Below are 20,355 nucleotides of genomic sequence, written 5' to 3'. Positions count from 1 at the left end.
TTTTCTTAGGAAAGCGACTGCCCGTCCTATCAGAACCCCCATGTTTAAATGATAGGTTTGATGGAAAAGCTAGAGAAGAACAGTCAAGGCCTTATTGTCCGAATCAGACCGCTTCCAGGCGGAATCCATCGAAACGGGGGAAACGAAGATGAAGCAGATTCTATTAATTACGGACGGGTGTTCCAATGTCGGTCAAAGTCCGGTTATGGCAGCATCGTTCGCCAAACAGGAAGGGATTACGGTCAATGTGATCGGTGTCGTCGATTATGGAACGATCGGGGAACTTGGAGCCATGGAAATCGAGGAGATTGCCAAAGCCGGCGGCGGCATGAGTGAGCTGGCCGAGACGCGCCAGCTTGCGAAGACGATGCAGATGATGACCCGGAAAACAGTAGTTCAAACCATTCAGCAAGCGGTTAATAAAGAGCTGAAACAAATTTTGGGGTCTGGCTCCGTGGAATCGCTGCCTCCCGACAAACGGTCCGAAGTCGTTGAAGTCATGGATGAGCTGACCGAGACCACTCCTCTTGATGTAGCGCTGCTGATCGATGCGAGCGCGAGCATGAAGCCGAAACTGGCGGCTGTGGAGGATGCGATCCGTGATCTGATGCTCAGTCTTGGCGCCAGGGAAGGCGAAACCCGACTGGCCGTCTTTCATTTTCCGGGCAAACACAGCGGGGAAGATGCCGTACTGGATATGGACTGGACCTCGAAAATCAATGAGGCCCGCTCTTTGTTCCAGCGCCTTGTGATGAAGGGTGCGACTCCTACTGGCCCGGCGCTTCTTAAGGTGATTGATTTCTTCCGATATGGTACACTTAATGGATACCAAACGGGTCTGGGTGAAGCCGATGAAAGAGAAGGAATTCTCAGTGACTACGTCCACTGATCTAGCATTGACGCCGGGGACCGTCATCCGGGGCCGCTGGCATGAAGGAAGATATATCGTTAAACGGCTGCTGGGCCGCGGCGCCAACGGCATTGTCTATTTGGTGCAGCAAGAGGGCGGCAGCCGGTATTTTGCCCTGAAGCTGGGCTTCGATACCGTAGATCTGCAATCCGAGATCAATGTGCTCAAAACGCTTCAGAAGCAGGAGGCCGGACGGCGGGGCGGACAGCCTACATCCTATTTGGTGGAAGTCGATGACATCCAGCTTCCTGAGGGACAAATCCCCTTTTATGTCATGAGATATGTGAAAGGGGAACCCTTAAGCGCATTTATTGCACGAAAAGGAGCGGATTGGCTTGATCTGGCCGGGCTTAATGTGCTGAGACAGCTGAGGAAGCTGCATGAGGCGGGATGGGTCTTCGGCGACTTGAAGCCGGACAATATAATGGCAGCGCCTTATGGGGAAGTTGAATTGATCGATTACGGCGGGGTCAGCCAGATCGGACGAAGCGTCAAACAGTTTACCGAGTGGTATGACCGCGGATACTGGAATGCCGGGAGCCGCACAGCCGATGTGGCGTACGATTGGTTCGCTTTCTCCGTGGTTTGCATCCACCTGCTTGCCGGCGATGAACTGAAAAAGGCCGCGCGAGGCCTGCCGCAGACGCGAACCGCCGAAGATTTGCTGGCTATTGTAGCGGGCAAGCCCAGTCTCAAGCCTTATGCCGGCTGGCTCAAACGCGCGATTTCCGGCAGCTTTGCAACGAGTGAAGAGGCGTGTACATACTGGGAAAAAAACATCTGCAGACGTTTACCGCGGAAAAAAGGCTTTGCTACCCCCGGATGGTTGAAAAGCGCCTTTATCATGTCGCTTGCGCTGCTGATTTGCGCGCTTTACTGGAGCCTGCGTTAAAGGTAAACAAACTTTACATAAACAGTGATGTCGCGAAGCGGTGTCGGAAAGAGGGGAGTCTCTGATGGAGCTGAACCTGAGCCGTATGGTGAAACAGATATGCGAGCTTGCAGAGGAACACGGCTTGTGGGCGCCAAGGCATATGATTGTGGTCGCAGTTTCGGGTGGACCGGACTCTGTGGCCCTTTTGCATATATTAAGCCTCATCAGTCAGGATGAATCGGCTGCATTGCGGCTTGTCGTGGCGCATGTCAATCACGGTTTCCGCCCGGCCGAATCGGCTGAAGAAGCCGAATTTGTACGCGGACTGGCGAAGAAATACGGCTGTCCGTTTGAACTGGCTGAACTGGATGTTCCCTCATATATGAAAGAGAGCGGGATGGGCGGACAGGAGGCTGCGCGCGAGCTGAGGTACCGGTTCCTGCATCAGGTCGCGGACAAATACGGGGCAGCTTCCATCGCGCTGGCCCATCATGGGGACGATCAGGCCGAGACGGTTTTGCTCAGGCTTCTGAGAGGAAGCGGACTGACGGGACTTGGGGGAATGCGAATCAAACGGAAGGAAAAAAATGTGGAACTTATTAGGCCGCTGCTTCGTATGTACAAGACAGACCTTATAAGGGCCTGTGAAGAAGCGGGTCTTTCCTTTGTAACGGACAGCAGCAACCTTTCGAACAAATATGCAAGAAATGCGATAAGACTGGATGTGCTCCCTTTTTTGGGGCAATATAATGGGCAACTGGTTCAATCTTTAAACCGGCTGTCGCTTGTCGCCGAAAGTGAGGATGACTATATGTCCAAGGCTGCCGAAGAGGCTGTGGAGAGGCTGACCGTAAGAGATAAGGACGGCACCATCAGCCTGAAAATCGCTGCATTGGCCGGGCTACATGTCGCTTTACAACGGAGGTTGATTAAACTAATATTAACTTATCTGCCTATAAACACGGAAGAATCGGATTTTGCCAAAATTGAGGCTATCCGCAGCGGAGCGCTGCAGGATCGTCCGACTACATGGAGAATAGATTTAGGAGGCGGTTCGCTGTGCCGCCGGGAATATGGCGACCTGTCTTTCCTTTCCCAAAGCGTGGAGGAAGCGGGGTTTGCTTATCGTGTGGAAGCTATTCCGGCTTCAGTTCCGGTTGCCGGAACTGGCCGGGTTTTGTCTTTCCGGCAGCTGTCTGCAGAATCCGTACCGCCGGCGCTGAAACCGCTTAGCAGGGATGAAGCCTTATTCGATGCGGACGAGCTTTTATGTCCTCTTACCGTACGTTCCCGCCTTCCGGGCGATACCATGAGAATGATGGGACTTGCCGGAAGCAAAAAGGTTAAAGATATCTTCATTGATGCGAAAATTCCGCCTTCTCTGCGCGGTCGTATCCCCATTGTAACGGACGCCCTCGGCCGGATTGTCTGGATTCCCGGCGTACGCCGCTCGGATCTGGCTCCGATTAAGGGGAGTACCGGTAGGGTGATCGTTATGAAATGGGAGAAAGCAAGCGGTTAAGCCGGGCTGGTTATCGGTGGGAACGGATATTCATAGTATAACTTTAGGAGGTTCGCGTAAGTTGCAGAACGACATTCAAGAAGTACTGATTACCCGGAAACAGATTGAAGACAAAGTAAAGGAACTGGGGGCTATTCTTAGCAAAGAATACGAGGGGCGCAACCCGCTGGTGATTTGTGTCCTCAAAGGCGCTTTTATTTTTATGGCCGATTTGGTAAAAGAAATTACGGTACCGGTTGAGCTCGATTTTATGGCTGTGTCCAGCTATGGAGCTTCCACAAAATCTTCCGGGGTAGTCAAGATCATCAAGGATCTGGATGCCTCAGTTGAAGGACGGGATGTCCTGATCGTCGAAGACATCATTGACAGCGGACTGACACTTACTTATCTGATTGATGTGCTTCGTCGCCGTGGAGCAAAGTCAACGGTTATCGTTACGTTGTTTGACAAGCCGGCACGCCGTACTGTAGATTTGCAAGCAGATTATACCGGCTTTGTATTGCCTGATGAATTTGTTGTAGGATATGGTTTGGATTACGCCGAGAAGTACCGCAACCTCCCATTTATCGGGGTATTGAAGCCGGAGATTTACACAACCTAAAGACAGGCGGCGAGAGCCCTTTGGCTTCGCGGGTCCGTCCGGTTGAGAACGCCGCAGCGGCTATGTTAAAATAACTTATGCGTCATTGAGAGGAGGTAGGGGATGAATCGGTTCATCCGGAATTCTGGTTTTTATTTGATACTTTTCTTAGTAGTGGTGGGCATTGTCCAATTCCTAAGCGGCGGCAATGAATCGGCGAATACCCCTAGATACGATCAGCTGCGCCAGCAACTTGCAGCGAATCAGATAGAGGAAATGACCGCACAATTTGACGGTTATACCTACCGGTTAACCGGCAAATATAGAGAGCAAATTGGCAAATCCAAAAATTTCACCACCTATGTTCCTTATGACACTGCAGTGATAAGCGAATTAACTGCTAAGGCCGAACAGAATAATATCCAATTCAGTGTGAAGCCCATGGAAGGGGAAAGCATTTGGCTTACTTTCCTGACCTCAATCATTCCATTGGCGATCATGTTTATTTTGTTCTTCTTCCTGTTTAATCAAGCCCAGGGCGGCGGCGGTAAAGTCATGAACTTCGGCAAGAGCCGGGCCCGGTTATATAATGAAGAGAAGAAGAAGGTTACTTTTGAAGATGTAGCGGGGGCAGATGAAGAGAAGCAAGAGCTGGTGGAGGTCGTCGAGTTCCTTAAGGATCCTCGTAAATTCTCCGCAGTAGGCGCTCGCATTCCTAAAGGCGTCCTGCTTGTCGGGCCTCCGGGTACAGGTAAGACACTGCTCGCCAGAGCCGTTGCCGGTGAAGCGGGCGTACCGTTCTTCAGCATTTCGGGTTCGGACTTCGTGGAAATGTTCGTCGGTGTCGGCGCTTCGCGGGTTCGCGACTTGTTCGAAAATGCCAAGAAGAATGCCCCATGTATTATCTTCATCGATGAAATTGATGCCGTAGGTCGTCAGCGCGGCGCCGGTCTTGGCGGCGGACATGACGAACGGGAACAAACGCTCAACCAGTTGCTGGTTGAGATGGATGGATTCGGCGCCAACGAAGGCATTATTATCGTAGCGGCTACGAACCGTCCGGACATTCTGGACCCTGCGCTCCTGCGTCCGGGCCGTTTTGACCGGCAAATCACAGTGGATCGCCCTGATGTTAAAGGCCGTGAAGCTGTGCTGAAGGTTCATGCACGCAACAAGCCGCTTACGAAAGATGTGAAGATGGACGTCATTGCGAAACGTACTACCGGGTTTACCGGCGCTGATCTCGAGAACCTGCTTAATGAAGCAGCCCTTCTGGCGGCTAGACGCAACCGCAGAGATATTTCGATGACCGAGGTGGATGAAGCGATCGACCGTGTCATTGTCGGAACCGAGAAACGCAGCCGTGTCATCAGCGACCGCGAGAAACGGATTGTCGCTTTCCACGAAGCGGGCCATACGATTGTCGGCTACTTCCTGGAGCATGCGGACATGGTCCACAAAGTAACGATTATCCCGCGCGGTCGCGCAGGCGGATACGTAATCATGCTGCCGAAGGAAGACCGCACGCTTGTTACCAAGCAGGAATTGCTCGATAAGGTAACGGGGCTGCTCGGCGGACGTGTTGCGGAAGAGCTGTTTATCGGCGAAATCGGTACCGGCGCTTACAGCGACTTCCAGCAAGCAACAAGCATTGTGCGCAGCATGATTGTGGAATACGGTATGAGTGAAAAGCTTGGACCGATGCAGTTTGGAACCTCCCAAGGTCAGGTGTTCCTGGGCCGGGATATCGGTCATGAGCAGAACTACAGCGATCAGATCGCTTATGAAATTGATCAGGAAATGCAGCGCTTTATAAGAGAGTGCTATGAACGCTGCCGCGAGCTGCTCACGGCGCATTCCAAAGAAGTGCATTTGATTGCTGAAACGCTTCTTGAACGTGAAACGCTGGAGCTGGAAGATATCAAGCAATTGATTGAAGGCGGCCGTATCCAGGATGGAGCGGACAGCGGAAACGGAGAAAGCGGCACTGGAGGAACGGACTCCGGGGAACCGGTTGTTGACAATGTCGGCGATGTGCGCGTGCGCATTCAAGGCAAGGACGATTCCGAGCCTGCCATTCCGGAAGGCAGAGACATCCCGAACTTTGTTCCGGGACAGGATGATATCACCCGGGATAAACCGGTGGATAAATCGCAAGGTACGGTAAGAGACCTGCCGACAAACCCTCCGGAAGGCGGCAATGACGATGACCGCAGAGATCCGAACGGCGGAGACAACCGTACGGTCTAACAGGTTTTCCGGATAAGCGGTTCTGAAAATAATAGGAAAAGGAGAGACTGTCTTTGGTGTCTGGATTAGACGCTGGAGGCAGTCTTTTTTCTGGTAATAGCCATGACTCCTGGATGATAATATGGACTGTTATTTCTACTCACAAGAAGACTCTGCCGAAAAAACGAAAGCCCTTCCGTGTTCATGGATCTCCCGAATTGACAGGGGAACTAACGTTGTGTAAATTAGTTGTTATCAATAGAGACTTTCCTATTTTCCGTAGAAAAGGTATCATTTCTGATGTAAGGTAACCCGTTTAACGTGAAATTCCATGTATTCGGTTTAGAACATAATAAACGCCGCGGCAAGCTGCCGCGAGAGACTGGGGGTACTACGGGTGGAAGCATTGGCTTTGGAGCGGAAGGCGGAGCAAAACCGTGAGCTGCGCGAAAAGCTCCTTCAGCTTAAGAAAGAGCGTAATGCTATTATACTTGCTCATTATTATCAACGTGACGAGATTCAGGAGGTCGCCGATTTCAGGGGGGACTCTTTTCTGCTTGCCCAAAAAGCGGCCGCGACAGATGCGGACGTTATCGTATTTTGCGGGGTTCACTTTATGGGAGAAAGCGCTAAAATTTTGGCGCCGAATAAAACGGTCCTGATTCCGGATGAACGGGCGGGCTGCCCGATGGCCGATATGGTGAATGTCGACGGACTCAGAAAGCTCAAGGCACAGCATCCAAAAGCCAAGGTCGTCACCTACATTAACTCTTCAGCCGAAATCAAGGCGGAGACGGATATTTGCTGTACCTCTTCCAATGCCGTAAAGGTCATTGAATCGCTGGATGCCGAGGAGATTATCTGGGTGCCGGATAAAAATCTCGGTCATTATGTACAGGAGAAAACCGGCAAAAAGCTTATTATATGGGAAGGCTACTGCAACACACATGACATGCTTACCGTAAAAGATGTTGTGGAGATGAAGGCCAAATATCCGGACGCTCCATTCGTAGTCCATCCGGAATGCAGACCGGAGGTTGTGGCGATGGGAGACTTCATAGGAAGCACCACAGCCATCATCGACTACTGCAAAAAATCGGACAGCAAGGAATTTATTGTGGGTACAGAGGACGGAACCGGTTATCAGCTGCGGCTAGACAGCCCTGATAAGCAATTCCATTTCGCCACCAAATATCTGGTTTGTCCGAACATGAAAGTGAATAATTTGAAGAAGTTCGTCAAATGTCTGGAAACGATGCAGCCTCAAATCTACGTCCCGCCAGCAGTTGCTGATAAAGCTAGAACATCTCTAGAGCGCATGTTACAAGTTCAGTAGCATGCGCTACTCTCTTGTTTAAGATAGGTGAAGGAAATGATTCCACAATTTTTGGTGGATTTTGATCTTGAGAAGATGCCGATCGCTTATACCGATATCATCGTGATTGGATCCGGTATCGCCGGCCTGTTCACCGCTTTAAAAGCTGCAGACAGCTGCAGGGTTACCGTCATTACAAAGAAAGAACTGCTGGAGAGCAATACGCGGTATGCCCAGGGCGGCATCGCCGCTGTTATGGCAGAGGATGATTCCCCTGCCGAGCATATGCAGGACACGCTGGTGGCCGGGGCAGGGCTTTGCCGAACCGATGCCGTTAACGTGTTGACTCAGGAAGGGACCGCTGCCGTCAAGGAGCTGATCGCGCTTGGAGCCGAGTTTGATCTTGAAAATGGGCGGCTCGCTTTAACCCAGGAAGGAGCTCACAGCCATCGGCGCATTCTCCATGCGCATGGGGACGCTACCGGATATGAAGTGGTCCGGGCTCTTTCGGAGAAAGTGCTAAGCCATGCCAATATCAAGGTTTTGGAGCATCACTACGCGATAGATATCATTGAGGATGGCGAAGGCTGCCGGGGCGTTCTCGTGCAGCGTCCGGGAGGAGAGCGTCTGTTCCTTCAGAGCAAAGCGGTCATTCTCTGTTCCGGAGGAGCCGGACAGCTGTACCGGTATACAACCAATCCTGATGTGGCAACGGCGGATGGCATTGCCATGGCTTACCGGGCGGGCGCCGTCATTCGGGATGTTGAATTTGTCCAATTCCACCCGACAGCGCTTTGCTATGCGGGAGCCCCGCGCTTCCTGATTTCGGAAGCGGTCCGCGGGGAAGGCGCGGTGCTGCGCAACAGCCGCGGAGAACGGTTTATGCATAAGTACCATCCCCAGCTTGAACTGGCTCCCCGCGACGTGGTCGCCCGGGCCATCGTAGACGAGATGGAACAGACCCATGCTTCGATGGTATATCTGGATATTACCCACGAGCAGCCGGAGGTTGTTCGTCACCGATTCCCTACGATCTACGAAACCTGCCTTAAGTACGGGCTCGACATGACAACCGATTGGATTCCGGTGGCTCCTGCTGCGCATTATATGATGGGAGGCGTGCGAACCGATCTGTTTGGCGAGACGAGCATTCCGCGCCTGTTCGCCTGCGGCGAGGTATCCTCTACCGGAGTGCATGGAGCCAATCGCTTGGCCAGCAACTCGCTGTCCGAAGCGCTGGTGTTCGGCAACCGGATTGTTAAGCGGCTCCAGCAGCTTACGCCCCCTTCGGAGCCGGTCAACGCAGCTTGCGAATTAAGCAGAACCGGCATGCCTCCGAAGGATATTGCGGAAAGAAAGCTTAAGCTGCAAAAGACGATGGTTCGAAAAGTCGGACTGCGTCGTAATGCCCGTTTGCTTCAGGAAGGGCTGCAGGAATTGAAACAGGAGCTGTCCATATATTCGGCCAAGCTTACGGCGGCAGACCAATTGGAATATGCCAATATGCTGACCTCGGCGCTGCTTGTGGCGGAAATGGCGCTCAAACGGGAAGAAAGCCGGGGAGGACATTACCGGGAGGATTATCCGGAGCGGGATGATGCCAAGTGGCATAAGCATCAGCTGTGCTGCCGCGATCAACAATTGCTGGAGGAAATCAACCTATGATATTAAACGGCTATAACGAAGCCCTGGTGGAATCGATTCGCGGGTGGCTTAGGGAAGATGTGGGCTCGGGAGATGTATCTACCCAATCCACGATTCCAGCCGGACACGAATCCAAGGGGATCATCCATGCCAAGCAAGAGGGCATTGTCTGCGGAATCCCCGTAGCCCGGCTTGTGTTTGAAATCGTTGATCCTGCGCTGGTTTTTACAGCCTATGTCCAGGACGGAGAGCGGATCTCGAAGGGGACGGTTCTTGCGACCGTGGAAGGCAGTACGCACAGCATTTTGACAGGGGAGCGGCTGGCCTTAAATTTGCTGCAGCGTTTATCCGGGATTGCTACCCGGACCCGTACTTATGTCGATGCATTGGAAGGCCTTGGGACTCGGCTGGTGGATACCCGGAAAACAACCCCGGGACACCGGATGCTGGAGAAATATGCGGTGCGTACCGGTGGCGGCCATAACCACCGCTTTGGTTTGTACGACGCGGTCATGATCAAGGATAATCATATTAAAGGAGCCGGGGGAATCGCCCAGGCCGTAGGACGCGCCCGGGCCCAGATTCCGCATACGATGACTATTGAAGTAGAAGTTGAAAGTCTCGAGCAGACAGAGGAGGCGCTGGACGCCGGTGCCGATATTATTATGCTGGATAATATGCCGGCTGATCTCATGCGTGAGGCCGTGAAGCGGATTAAAGCGAAGGCGCCGCATGTCCGTGTAGAAGCTTCCGGCAATGTCACACTGAATACGATTCGGACCATTGCGGAAAGCGGGGTCGACATCATTTCGGTGGGACGGCTCACGTACTCTTTTGAAAGTCTGGATATCAGTCTGGATCTGAACGGGAAGAAAGAGAGGTAAAGCCATGATTGTTGTGGTGGACGTAGGCAACACCAATATTGTTCTGGGGATTTATGAGCAGCGTGAACTGCTGCATCATTTCCGGCTCAGTACGAATCGCCAGGCTACGGTTGACGAATATGGCGTGATGATTTACAACCTGTTTCAAATGTCGAAGATTGATGTAGCAAATATAGAAGGGGTTATCATTTCCTCCGTAGTGCCGCCGCTGATGCATGTACTGGAGCAAATGTGCGAAACCTATTTGAAGAAAGTGCCGCTTGTTGTAGGTCCCGGCATCAAGACAGGGCTGAATCTGCGTTATGAAAACCCGCGCGAGGTAGGGGCTGACCGGATCGTCAATGCGGTAGCGGCCGTGGAACAATATGGTGGAGGTCCGCTTGTTGTCGTTGATTTCGGTACGGCAACCACGTTTGACTGTATCGACGAAAACAATAATTACCTGGGCGGGGCGATTGTTCCGGGGATTGGCATTTCTACGGAAGCTCTGTACATTCGGGCATCCAAACTGCCGCGCATCGAGCTGGAGAAGCCGAAAAAGGTGATCGGCCGCAACACGGTGCATGCGATGCAGGCCGGGATTATTTTTGGGTACGCCGGGCAGGTGGACGGCATTGTCGGCCGGATCGCCAAAGAAATGAACTCGACTCCCAAAGTAGTGGCTACCGGGGGCTTAGCGGATCTAATTGCCAGTGAGGCACAGACGATTGATGAGGTCAATCCGCTGCTTACCTTGGAGGGACTTCGCCTGATTTACGAAAGAAACGCTTGATGAATATAAAAATGCAAAGACAGTCAGGACCTGCGGGATGACGGATGCCGTTATTGCCGGCAGGATGATAAGGAGGCATGTGCTATATGGAACAAGAAAAAGACCGGTTGATTCGGGGAATGGCATTTGACGGAAAAGTACGTGCCTTTGCTGTGCGCACAACTGCGCTGGTTGAAGAACTACGGACTCGTCATGACACCTATCCGACCGCAACGGCTGCTCTCGGACGTACGGTTACTGCCGCAGCTATGATGGGCGCCATGCTGAAAGGCGATGAAAAACTGACGGTTCAGGTCAAAGGCGACGGGCCGCTCGGCCAGATCGTTGCGGACGCCAATGCCAAGGGCGAGGTGCGCGGTTACGTTTATGAGCCTCACGTACATTTGCCAAGCAACAGCCAGGGCAAGCTGGATGTTGCCGGCGCGGTCGGAACGACGGGCTTCATCCATGTCACGAAGGATCTAGGACTGAAGGAGCCTTACCGTGGAAGCGTGCCGATTATTTCAGGCGAGCTCGGCGAGGACATCACGTATTATTTTGCCTTGTCGGAGCAAACGCCTTCCGCCGTTGGACTTGGCGTGCTGGTCGATACGGACAACTCGGTGATTGTAGCGGGCGGCTTTATCATTCAGCTGCTTCCGGGCCTTGATGACAGTGAAATATCGGCGATTGAGCAGGCGGTCGGCCAAATGCCGCCGGTTACCTCGCTGCTGGATCAGGGGATGGAGCTTGAGGAAATGCTTCGCTGGCTGCTGCCGGATGTGAAGGTTATGGATGAAATGGAGATTAAGTTCAAATGCTCTTGCTCCCGGGAACGTGTGGAGCGGACCCTGCTCAGCCTTGGGGAACAGGAGTTGCAGAACCTCATGGAGGAAGAAGAAGAAACGGAAGTGGTTTGCGACTTCTGCCGGGAGGCCTATAAGTTCACCCGTGACGAATTGAAGGAGCTTTTGGAACAGGCCAAATCTTAACCTACCATCCGGGTGCCTAAACTTCGCTTGACCGCTTGCTTAACTTTGGCGGCTGGCGAAGTTTTTAAATTCTTGCGTCGTTTCACAAGCATTGAGTTTTGGGCTCTCTTGAAAGGTAAATCTGCATAAGCTGCCGGCCCAGCTGTTATTTTGTACCTATTGTTGACAACGGGGAATCAACATTGTTAAGATAATAGTAATAAATACATACCTAATCACTCGGAATTAATAAATTTTAAATGAATCCCCGATCTACTAATTGGACTAAGGCTCGATCTACCCTATGTTTTATATCAATGAGACCAAATATTGCTTTTTCATCATTTCAAGGAGGGTTTATTTATGGCTAGAATCGTAAACAACGTAATCGAACTGATTGGAGATACTCCGCTGGTGCGTTTGAACCGCATCGTTCCGGAAGACAGCGCTGAAATCTATGTTAAGCTGGAATACCAAAATCCGGGTTCCAGCGTTAAAGACCGGATCGCTTACAGCATCGTTGAAGAGGCCGAGAAATCCGGACGCCTCAAACCGGGCGGAACGATTGTAGAAGCAACGAGCGGCAACACCGGGATCGGACTTGCACTGGTAGCTGCCGCCAAAGGCTATAAAGCCATTATCGTTATGCCGGAGACGATGAGTATTGAACGCCGCAACCTGCTCCGTGCTTATGGGGCAGAGCTTGTTCTGACACCTGGCGCGGAAGGAATGAACGGTGCCGTTAAGAAAGCCGAGGAAATCCTGTCAGCCAACCCGGATTATTTCCTGGCCGACCAGTTCAGAAATCAGGCGAACGTGAAGATTCACCGTGAAACCACCGGACCGGAAATTGTAGAGGCGATTAATTCTTTGGACGGCAAGCTGGACGCGTTTGTAGCCGGTATCGGCACAGGCGGAACTATTAGCGGAGCTGGCGGAGTGCTGAAGGAGAATTTCCCGGATATTAAAATCTATGCGGTAGAACCAGCAGCTTCCCCTATTCTGGCCGGCGGCAAACCGGGCCCGCATAAAATTCAAGGCCTTGGACCAAACTTCATCCCTGAAATTTTGAACCGGGATATCTATGATGAAATTATTCATGTTGAAAATGATGATGCTTTCGAACAAGCGCGCAAGGTTGCGAAGGAAGAAGGCATCCTCTCCGGTATTTCATCCGGCGCAGCTGTCTTCGCCGCTCTGAAGGTGGCCAAGGACCTGGGCAAAGGCAAACGCGTGGTTGCCGTTATTCCAAGTAATGGTGAGCGCTACCTGAGCACTCCGCTGTACAACTTCGAACTTTAAGCGAGAATCGACATAAAGCCAAGCCCCGCGGCATTCCAGTTATTGGGATCAGCGGGGCTTGTTCTGTATTAGCCCGCTTTTCAAGAAGGGGTACGGTTTAGTATACTAGCAGACAACAAGAAGCTGATCACATCTTTAGCGGAGGATCTGATGGTTAAGGTTTTGACGGACTTAAAAGACTGGCTGGCATGGCGGAACAAGGGATGGAGCCTTCTCCCTTACGCGATCAGCGTGCAGGATCAGGACCTTCCGGGTAGCTGGGAAGGACTGTGGGAACAAGCCTCGCCATACTCTTTTGTGTTGGAGAGCGGGAAAGACGGGCACTATACGTTTGCGGGCATTCATCCGGCCGAGGTGCTGCGGGGAAAAGGAAGCACCGGAACGCTAATTAAACCGGGCGTTTCCGAAAGCCAGGTTCTCCATGGGCAACCGCTGCAGCTGCTGGAAGAATGGATGAGTCCATACCGGGCCCCGCTTATCCCTGGACTGCCAAAGTTCGGCGGCGGGTTTGTCGGCTATTTGAGCTATGACGTTGTCCGTACACTGGAGAAGCTGCCGCGTCTTTCGGAAGACGATCTGGCATTGGATGATTATATCTGGATGCGGATGGACGAAATTTGGGTGTATGATCATTTGAAACGGAAGATTTACTGTATCGTGCATCTTCCCCTTGGATTGGATAGAGATGAACATGAGTCGGAACCGGAATCGCTAATGCCGCTGTATGAGGCGGCGAGTCAAAGAGCACAGCGCATGATGGAGCAGTGGAACAAGGTGATGCAGCAGGCGCGGGAATCGGGAGCGGCTGGTAGCAGGCGGCAAATCATGGCCTCCCGGCCGGCTTTGGATATGAGTCTCCCCATGGCGGAAGAGGGGTGGACGACGCCGTTTGAACAGGACAAGTTCGAAGCGGCAGTTCAGCGGATTCAGGCTTATATTGCGGCCGGCGACGTCTTTCAGGTCAATTTGTCGCTGCGGCGGCAGCGCAAGCTGAGCATAAATGCCGAGGAGCTGTATGAATGGTTTAGGCTGATCAATCCCTCCCCTTATATGGGACTGCTCCGGTTTCCCGATTTTCAGCTTGTATCCGGTTCCCCTGAGCTTCTGGTGAGCTTGCGTGAGGGAAGGATGGGCGCCCGGCCGATCGCAGGAACGCGGAGGAGAGGGAATCGTTCTGAAGAGGATGAAGCGATGGCCGCTGAACTGCTCGGCAGCGAGAAAGAAAGAGCAGAGCATATTATGCTCGTGGATTTGGAGCGCAATGATCTGGGACGGGTCGCCGCATATGGAACGGTGAAGGTCAGCGAGCTGATGAAGGTGGAGTATTACTCGCATGTGATGCATCTGGTTTCCCAGGTGGACGCGGAGCTTGACTCCAAGTACAGTCTGTTTGACCTGATCGCGGCGATGTTTCCGGGCGGAACGATTACCGGTGCTCCGAAGGTAAGGACAATGGAAATTATTGAGGAGCTGGAGCCCGTTACCAGAGGACCCTATACGGGTTCCATCGGCTGGATTGACTATCAGGGCAATATGGAATTAAATATTGTCATAAGGACAATGATTGTGAAAGACGGGTCGGGATATATACAGACAGGCGCAGGCATTGTCATCGATTCCGATCCATACAGGGAATATAGAGAATGTGAGAATAAGGCGAGGGCGGCCAGGGCGGCGGTTTACTACAGTGAAATTGCCGCTAATGCCGCCAAAGACCGAGGAAGAGGAGCTGAGCCTGGATTATGATCTTGGTGATAGATAATTATGATTCTTTTACGTACAACCTGGTTCAATATTTAGGCGAGCTTGGTGAAGAGGTAACGGTACGACGCAATGACGAAATCGATCTGGCGGGGATTGAAGCCATGAATCCGGATCATATTCTGATTTCCCCCGGGCCTTGTACGCCTAATGAAGCGGGAATCAGTCTGGATTTGATTGAACACTTTAAAGGGAAAATCCCGATGTTCGGCGTATGTCTCGGCCATCAGGCGATGGGCCAGGCCTTCGGCGGGAAGGTTGTCCGCGCCGAGCGGCTGATGCATGGCAAGACATCACCGATCTTCCATAGCGGCGGATCTGTCTTTGCCGGTCTGCCTTCGCCTTTTACGGCTACAAGGTATCATTCGCTTCTCGTTGAGCGCAGCACGCTGCCGGATTGCCTGGAAATTACGGCGGAGACTGAAGAAGGAGAAATTATGGGGCTGAGACATAAAGAGTATGATGTTGAAGGCGTGCAATTTCATCCCGAATCGATCGTCACCGATTACGGCCATCAAATTCTGCGCAATTTCCTGAGCCGGAAGAAGGCAGTCAGGGCATGAAGTATATCGGGTTAAACGGCCTCATTGTACCCGAAGCCAAAGCCATGGTCTCCGTAATGGATCATGGCTTTTTGTACGGGGTCGGCTTGTTTGAAACGTTCCGGACCTACGGGGGCGTTCCGTTTTTGCTGGGTCGCCATATGGCCAGGCTGCGGGAAGGCTGCGCTGAAGCGGGGATTACGCTTGAAATAGATGAACATCAGGTAAACCGTCACGTGAAGGAGCTGTTTGAGGCGAATGGGCTTGAAGACGGATATATCCGGTATACGGTGACGGCGGGTCGGGCTGATTTCGGACTGCCAACCGCAGATTACAAGTCGCCAACAGTTGTTGTTTATGTCAAGCCTCTTTCAAGCCCTTCCGAAGCGTTAGATGTGCAAGGCAAAGCGCTTCGCGTCCTGAAGACGCGCAGGAATACGCCGGAAGGAGAAGTTCGGCTGAAGTCGCTTCATTACTTGAACAATATTTTGGCCAAGCGGGAGCTTTTGGATTATGATCCGGAGGAGAAGGTTCCCGCAGAGGGATTGATGCTCACTCGGGAAGGCGATCTGGCCGAAGGCATTGTGAGCAATGTCTTCCTTGTAAGCGGCGGAAGCCTGCTCACACCTGCGGTGGATACCGGCGTTTTGCCGGGCATTACCCGGGAAGCGGTCATCCGTCTGGCCCGCCAGTTCGGAATCGAAGTGCAGGAAGGCCGTTTCGGGCCCGACCAGCTTGATCAGGCGGACGAAATATTCGTGACCAATTCCATTCAGGAGATTGTTCCGATTACCCGGGTCTACCCTTTAGATGCAGAACCGTTCACCGTTGGAGACGGCACAAGAGGCCCTTTGACGGCGCGGCTGCTTGAAGCTTACCGGGAATGGACAGGAGGATATAGACGATGAAACCGAAAACGTATAAACGCTCCTATAACTTCGGCGGCGTGAAATTTGAACTGGGACAGACTACGTTAATTATGGGGATTCTGAATGCGACCCCGGATTCTTTTTCCGATGGCGGGCGTTATAACGAAACAGACAAGGCCGTCGCCCATGCGCTTGAAATGATTGAAGACGGCGCAGACATCATAGATATTGGCGGGGAATCGACCCGGCCGGGTCATGAAAGCGTCAGCCTGGAAGAGGAGCTGCGGCGGGTGCTGCCTGTTGTCGAGGCGGTGCATCAGGCTGCTCCGCATATTCCGATCTCTGTAGATACGTATAAGGCGGAAGTGGCCAGACAGTCGCTTTTGGCCGGCGCCCATATCATCAACGATGTGTGGGGATTCAAAAAGGATCCGAAGATGGCGGTGACGGCAGCCGAATTCGGCTGTCCCGTCGTTCTGATGCATAACCGGCAGGACCGCAATTACCGGGATCTTGTTGAAGACATGATAGCCGATCTGAATGAAAGTGTTGAAATCGCGCTGAATGCCGGCGTCAAGGCGGAGAACATTATTTTGGACCCCGGGATCGGTTTTGCCAAAGATTATCATGAAAATCTCAAGGTGATGCGTTCGCTGGACAGGCTCGCCGACATGGGCTACCCCCTGCTGCTGGGCACATCGCGAAAAAGATTTATCCGGACCGCGCTGGACGTCCCGGTGGAGGAAACCGTGTTTGGAACCGCCGCTACAGTGGCATTGGGTATTGCTCAAGGCTGCCAGATCGTCCGTGTCCATGATGTGAAAGAAATCAAGCGCACGGCGCTTATGTGCGACGCCATGCTGTACGGCTAAGCACCCAGAAGGCTCTTTTCAATAAGTTTTTAGTGGTTAAGCCTTTTCATTTAATATGTCATATTGACAAATAGGAATGATGATTGTTAAGATCGTACTAATACAGAAAAACCAACTTAACAACTCGGATATAAATGAATACTTTAATCGAGCAACGTTTTAATGAATTGCATAGAGCCGTGCGTACAGACAAGACAGAAGGGTAAGAAAGCGATGATCAAGACAGAAGATTACCTGAAATATGCCACGATTGAGGAAGCTTTTGCGTGTCAGCCCAAGAAGTCAATTGGCATGATCCGTAATGAGTTTGAGGGGAATCCGGCCGTTTTTTTCCTGATCAAAGGGTATGACGATGGGCCGGTAGTATGGATTCAAGCCGCTCTGCACGGGGATGAGTATGACGGTGTTATAGCCTGTGCCCAATTGTTAAGTCATCTGGACGTGAACCGCTTAAAGGGGAGTATTCTTGTTTATCCTGTAGCAAATCCAGCTGCTTTCTTGGCGGGCAGTAACGGGAGTCCCGCTGACCATGTAAATTTAAACCGGATCTTTGCTCAGGAATGGAAGGATTCTTATTCGTATCATTACGGAGCTTGGCTGCTCGACAGAATCATCCAATATGCGGATTTCTTTATAGATTTGCATGGTGGCGGCAAATATTTGGATGTATGTCCGTTTGCTATGGTGCCAAGCAGCCAGGAAGCCGTATATAAGAAGACGATGGCGGTAGTAAACAACCTAAATCTAACAGCCGTCTATGAGTGCAATTCGGGCCAGAAAGGCATGTTCATCAACGAAGTTGCCAAAAATGGAATACCTGCCGTGTTGCTGGAAAGCGGGGGCGGATTGTCCTGGTCCAATGACGGCGTGAAGCAGCATGAGCAGTCTATACGTTCTATTCTGATCACGCTGAGTATGCTCTCGGAGCAGCCTGCGCCGGGTGAATGTATAAAGACCACCAAGAGTACATATCACATCACTGAAATAAAGGAATTAAGATTTGATACAACCGGGCTACAAGTCCATCAAAAATGTGCAGGGGACCTTGTACAGTTTGGCGATTCGATCATAGAAATACTCACTTTCCCGCATTATGAAGACAAGAAAATAACTTGTCCCATAGAGAAAGCCATTATTTTATCCATTCACACAGCCTCTCTTGTTAAACCTGAAGATTATGCTGTGATGTTAGGAATTATACACTAAACACCATAGAAAGGTTGTCGAAAAATGGAGAGAAGGAAAATTTTTTAGTTTTACTTATTTTAGTGATGGTTGCCACAGGATGCTCGACGACAAGTAAAAATGCATCCAAGAAAGAAGATGGCCCGCTAGAAATCACAATTGCGCGAGCATTTGATATAAACGGACTCGATCCGGGTTTTCTGACCGAGAATGCGCAGGTCGTTGATAACATCTTTGATACGCTCGTCAAACGTGATCAGAATGAGCAGTTGATACCAGGCCTCGCCACAAGCTGGAGTCAGATCAATGATACAACATGGGAATTCAAATTGCGTCAAAATGTTTCCTTTACGAATGGAGAACCGTTTAATGCAGCGGCTGTAAAGTATTCGATCGACAGAGTGCTGAATCCGGATCATAACGCTCCGACGGCCAGCTACATTTCAACGATAAAAGAAGTAAAAGTGATTGACGATTACACCGTACACGTCATCACTAAAAAAGTCGATCCGCTCATTCCAACCCGTTTCAACAGATATCCAACGGAAATCGTGCCGCCGAAGTATGCAGAAGAAGCCGGGCAGGAGAAATTTGCTCAAAATCCGGTAGGTACAGGCCCTTATAAATTTGTGAAATGGGAAAAAGGCACCAACGTGCAGCTTGAAGCGAACCCGAATTATTGGGGAGGTGCCCCTGCTGTAAAGAAAGTGACTTTCCGCTCGATTCCGGAAGCTTCAACCCGGGTAAGCGCGCTTCTAAATGGCGAAGTGGATATCATTACGGCGGTCTCCCCGGAAAATCGGGAAAAAATCGAGTCCTCTTCTACAGCCAGATTATCTACCGTTGAAAGAGCGGGCAATACCGTATATGTAGGATTTAAAACGGAGAATACGCCTTTTAGTAATAAAAAAGTCAGACAAGCTCTGAATTATGCGATTGATGCAAAATCCATCGTAGACAATGTTTTGCAAGGGGCTGCAGTTCAGACCAACAGCTTGATCGGTCCAAAAGATTTCGGCTATGCCGGTGAATTTGACGGCTATGCATACAACCCGGAAAAAGCAAAACAACTGCTGGCGGAAGCCGGATATCCAAACGGCTTCTCAGCCACCCTGGATACGGTAAGCTGGTATATTAAAAATACGGATGTAGCACAGGTTATTGCCGAACAGCTGAAACAAGTTGGAGTAAACATTAAAGTAAATAACGTAGAAAGCTCGGTATACCGTACTTTGGTGCCGTCCGGCAAGCAATCCGACATGTATGTATTAGGATGGAGCAGCACGAATACGCTGGATGCGGACGCCGCGATTTATGCTATTTTGCACTCGGGCGAATCTTATTCCACCTATAACAATCCAAGCGTGGATGCGAAGCTGGACGAGGCTCGTTCTACATCGGATGCAGAACGCCGCAAGGCTCTTTACAAAGAAATTCAAGAGGAAGTTTTGGAGGATGCTCCGCGAATTTTCTTGTATCAAGAAAATCAATATTACGGTGTATCGAAAAAGCTCAATTGGAATGGTCGTATAGATGGTTCTATTCCTGTTTCAACGATTACTCCTAATCAATAAGGGATATGATTTTGTTCGAAACCGGAGGAGTTGGATAGGAGCGTGATTTGATTGAGGCAGTACGTCGTCAAGCGATTTTTGCAGTCCCTTTTAGCGATTCTAGGTGCAGCCACCGTAGTATTTTTCATTATCCGGTTATCTGGAGACCCGGCCAGGTTAATGCTGCCGCCTGAAGCCACCGAGGAACAAGTCGCGTCCCTGAGAGAAAGTTTAGGATTTAATCGGCCTTTATTTGTGCAATATCTGGACTATATCAAGGACTTGGCAACAGGACATTTGGGAGATTCGTTATATTTCAAAGAATCCGCGCTAAAGCTTGTTCTGGAGCGGATGCCTGCAACCCTTGATTTGGCAGTGACTGCCATTATTATTGCAGTCATTGTTGGACTGCTGGCAGGAATTATCTCCGCCTATCGAAAGAATTCTTTTATTGATTATTTAATTGAGCATTTTGCATAATTCCGTGATTGAGAATTAGACAGCAGAATCTAAGGAGTAGTTGGTGGTGTATTTTCGTCTCAGGTGACTTCGGACATAAAAAAGGGCAGACCTGCAGAATTTCTGTTCGTT

At 51.1% G+C, this 20,355-nt stretch carries 18 protein-coding genes; all 18 read left to right on the top strand.

Annotated elements, in window-relative coordinates:
* The first annotated feature begins 148 nt into the window (after nt 1-148).
* Nucleotides 149-889 carry a vWA domain-containing protein gene (locus tag K7397_RS16405; protein ID WP_223069019.1) on the top strand — a complete coding sequence of 247 codons (741 nt, stop codon included), beginning with the start codon at nt 149-151 and terminating at the stop codon, nt 887-889.
* Nucleotides 873-1,802, top strand: a complete 930-nt coding sequence (locus K7397_RS16400) for a serine/threonine protein kinase (protein WP_223069018.1) — start codon at nt 873-875, stop codon at nt 1,800-1,802. Before K7397_RS16405 ends, K7397_RS16400 begins: the two co-directional genes overlap by 17 nt.
* Nucleotides 1,803-1,866: 64 nt before the next feature.
* Nucleotides 1,867-3,306 (top strand): tRNA lysidine(34) synthetase TilS, encoded by a 1,440-nt coding sequence (tilS, locus tag K7397_RS16395; protein ID WP_223069017.1) that lies wholly within the window; start codon nt 1,867-1,869, stop codon nt 3,304-3,306.
* Between the two features lie 61 nt (nt 3,307-3,367).
* A complete protein-coding gene (gene hpt / locus K7397_RS16390; RefSeq protein ID WP_223069016.1) occupies nt 3,368-3,907 on the top strand; it encodes a hypoxanthine phosphoribosyltransferase in 540 nt (179 codons plus the stop codon).
* Between the two features lie 102 nt (nt 3,908-4,009).
* Nucleotides 4,010-6,136: an ATP-dependent zinc metalloprotease FtsH gene (gene ftsH, locus K7397_RS16385; protein ID WP_223069015.1), complete on the top strand. Its 2,127-nt coding sequence runs from the start codon at nt 4,010-4,012 to the stop codon at nt 6,134-6,136.
* 376 nt (nt 6,137-6,512) lie between these two features.
* Entirely contained in the window at nt 6,513-7,451 is a 939-nt protein-coding gene (nadA, locus tag K7397_RS16380) for a quinolinate synthase NadA (RefSeq protein ID WP_223069014.1), read from the top strand.
* 36 nt (nt 7,452-7,487) lie between these two features.
* The gene (gene nadB / locus K7397_RS16375) at nt 7,488-9,095 is read left to right on the top strand and encodes an L-aspartate oxidase (RefSeq protein ID WP_223069013.1); all 1,608 of its coding nucleotides are present in this window, start codon (nt 7,488-7,490) and stop codon (nt 9,093-9,095) included.
* Complete coding sequence (nadC, locus tag K7397_RS16370; protein ID WP_223069012.1) at nt 9,092-9,958, top strand: carboxylating nicotinate-nucleotide diphosphorylase; 867 nt, start codon at nt 9,092-9,094, stop codon at nt 9,956-9,958. The genes nadB and nadC overlap by 4 nt, the downstream gene beginning before the upstream one ends.
* A gap of 4 nt (nt 9,959-9,962) precedes the next feature.
* Nucleotides 9,963-10,730, top strand: a complete 768-nt coding sequence (locus tag K7397_RS16365) for a type III pantothenate kinase (RefSeq protein ID WP_223069011.1) — start codon at nt 9,963-9,965, stop codon at nt 10,728-10,730.
* Nucleotides 10,731-10,816: 86 nt separating this feature from the next.
* Entirely contained in the window at nt 10,817-11,701 is an 885-nt protein-coding gene (gene hslO, locus K7397_RS16360) for an Hsp33 family molecular chaperone HslO (protein WP_223069010.1), read from the top strand.
* Between the two features lie 342 nt (nt 11,702-12,043).
* Nucleotides 12,044-12,982, top strand: coding sequence for a cysteine synthase A (gene cysK / locus K7397_RS16355; RefSeq protein ID WP_223069009.1), 939 nt, complete (start codon nt 12,044-12,046; stop codon nt 12,980-12,982).
* 150 nt (nt 12,983-13,132) lie between these two features.
* Entirely contained in the window at nt 13,133-14,728 is a 1,596-nt protein-coding gene (locus tag K7397_RS16350; protein WP_223069008.1) for an anthranilate synthase component I family protein, read from the top strand.
* A complete protein-coding gene (gene pabA, locus K7397_RS16345) occupies nt 14,725-15,306 on the top strand; it encodes an aminodeoxychorismate/anthranilate synthase component II (protein WP_223069007.1) in 582 nt (193 codons plus the stop codon). The genes K7397_RS16350 and pabA overlap by 4 nt, the downstream gene beginning before the upstream one ends.
* Nucleotides 15,303-16,193 carry an aminodeoxychorismate lyase gene (pabC, locus tag K7397_RS16340; RefSeq protein WP_223069006.1) on the top strand — a complete coding sequence of 297 codons (891 nt, stop codon included), beginning with the start codon at nt 15,303-15,305 and terminating at the stop codon, nt 16,191-16,193. The genes pabA and pabC overlap by 4 nt, the downstream gene beginning before the upstream one ends.
* Entirely contained in the window at nt 16,190-17,026 is an 837-nt protein-coding gene (gene folP / locus K7397_RS16335; RefSeq protein WP_223069005.1) for a dihydropteroate synthase, read from the top strand. The genes pabC and folP overlap by 4 nt, the downstream gene beginning before the upstream one ends.
* Nucleotides 17,027-17,239: 213 nt before the next feature.
* Nucleotides 17,240-18,232 (top strand): M14 family metallopeptidase, encoded by a 993-nt coding sequence (locus tag K7397_RS16330; protein ID WP_223069004.1) that lies wholly within the window; start codon nt 17,240-17,242, stop codon nt 18,230-18,232.
* Between the two features lie 14 nt (nt 18,233-18,246).
* On the top strand, nt 18,247-19,785 hold the full coding sequence (locus K7397_RS16325) for an ABC transporter substrate-binding protein (protein WP_237690984.1): 1,539 nt from the start codon (nt 18,247-18,249) through the stop codon (nt 19,783-19,785).
* Between the two features lie 51 nt (nt 19,786-19,836).
* On the top strand, nt 19,837-20,244 hold the full coding sequence (locus tag K7397_RS16320; RefSeq protein ID WP_223069003.1) for an ABC transporter permease: 408 nt from the start codon (nt 19,837-19,839) through the stop codon (nt 20,242-20,244).
* The last annotated feature ends 111 nt before the right edge of the window (nt 20,245-20,355 follow it).

The sequence above is a fragment of the Paenibacillus caui genome (genome assembly GCF_019904135.1).
GTDB classification, from domain to species: Bacteria; Bacillota; Bacilli; order Paenibacillales; family Paenibacillaceae; genus Fontibacillus; species Fontibacillus caui.
The sequence above is the reverse complement of the archived record's forward strand: the minus strand, read 5'-3'. Positions and strand labels throughout refer to the sequence as shown.

Coding starts and splice junctions, on each gene's coding strand:
- K7397_RS16405 (WP_223069019.1), top strand. CDS start 149: ATGAAGCAGATTCTATTAATTACGGACGGGTGTTCCAATGTCGGTCAA.
- tilS (WP_223069017.1), top strand. CDS start 1,867: ATGGAGCTGAACCTGAGCCGTATGGTGAAACAGATATGCGAGCTTGCA.
- ftsH (WP_223069015.1), top strand. CDS start 4,010: ATGAATCGGTTCATCCGGAATTCTGGTTTTTATTTGATACTTTTCTTA.
- nadB (WP_223069013.1), top strand. CDS start 7,488: ATGATTCCACAATTTTTGGTGGATTTTGATCTTGAGAAGATGCCGATC.
- nadC (WP_223069012.1), top strand. CDS start 9,092: ATGATATTAAACGGCTATAACGAAGCCCTGGTGGAATCGATTCGCGGG.
- K7397_RS16365 (WP_223069011.1), top strand. CDS start 9,963: ATGATTGTTGTGGTGGACGTAGGCAACACCAATATTGTTCTGGGGATT.
- hslO (WP_223069010.1), top strand. CDS start 10,817: ATGGAACAAGAAAAAGACCGGTTGATTCGGGGAATGGCATTTGACGGA.
- cysK (WP_223069009.1), top strand. CDS start 12,044: ATGGCTAGAATCGTAAACAACGTAATCGAACTGATTGGAGATACTCCG.
- K7397_RS16350 (WP_223069008.1), top strand. CDS start 13,133: ATGGTTAAGGTTTTGACGGACTTAAAAGACTGGCTGGCATGGCGGAAC.
- pabA (WP_223069007.1), top strand. CDS start 14,725: ATGATCTTGGTGATAGATAATTATGATTCTTTTACGTACAACCTGGTT.
- pabC (WP_223069006.1), top strand. CDS start 15,303: ATGAAGTATATCGGGTTAAACGGCCTCATTGTACCCGAAGCCAAAGCC.
- folP (WP_223069005.1), top strand. CDS start 16,190: ATGAAACCGAAAACGTATAAACGCTCCTATAACTTCGGCGGCGTGAAA.
- K7397_RS16330 (WP_223069004.1), top strand. CDS start 17,240: ATGATCAAGACAGAAGATTACCTGAAATATGCCACGATTGAGGAAGCT.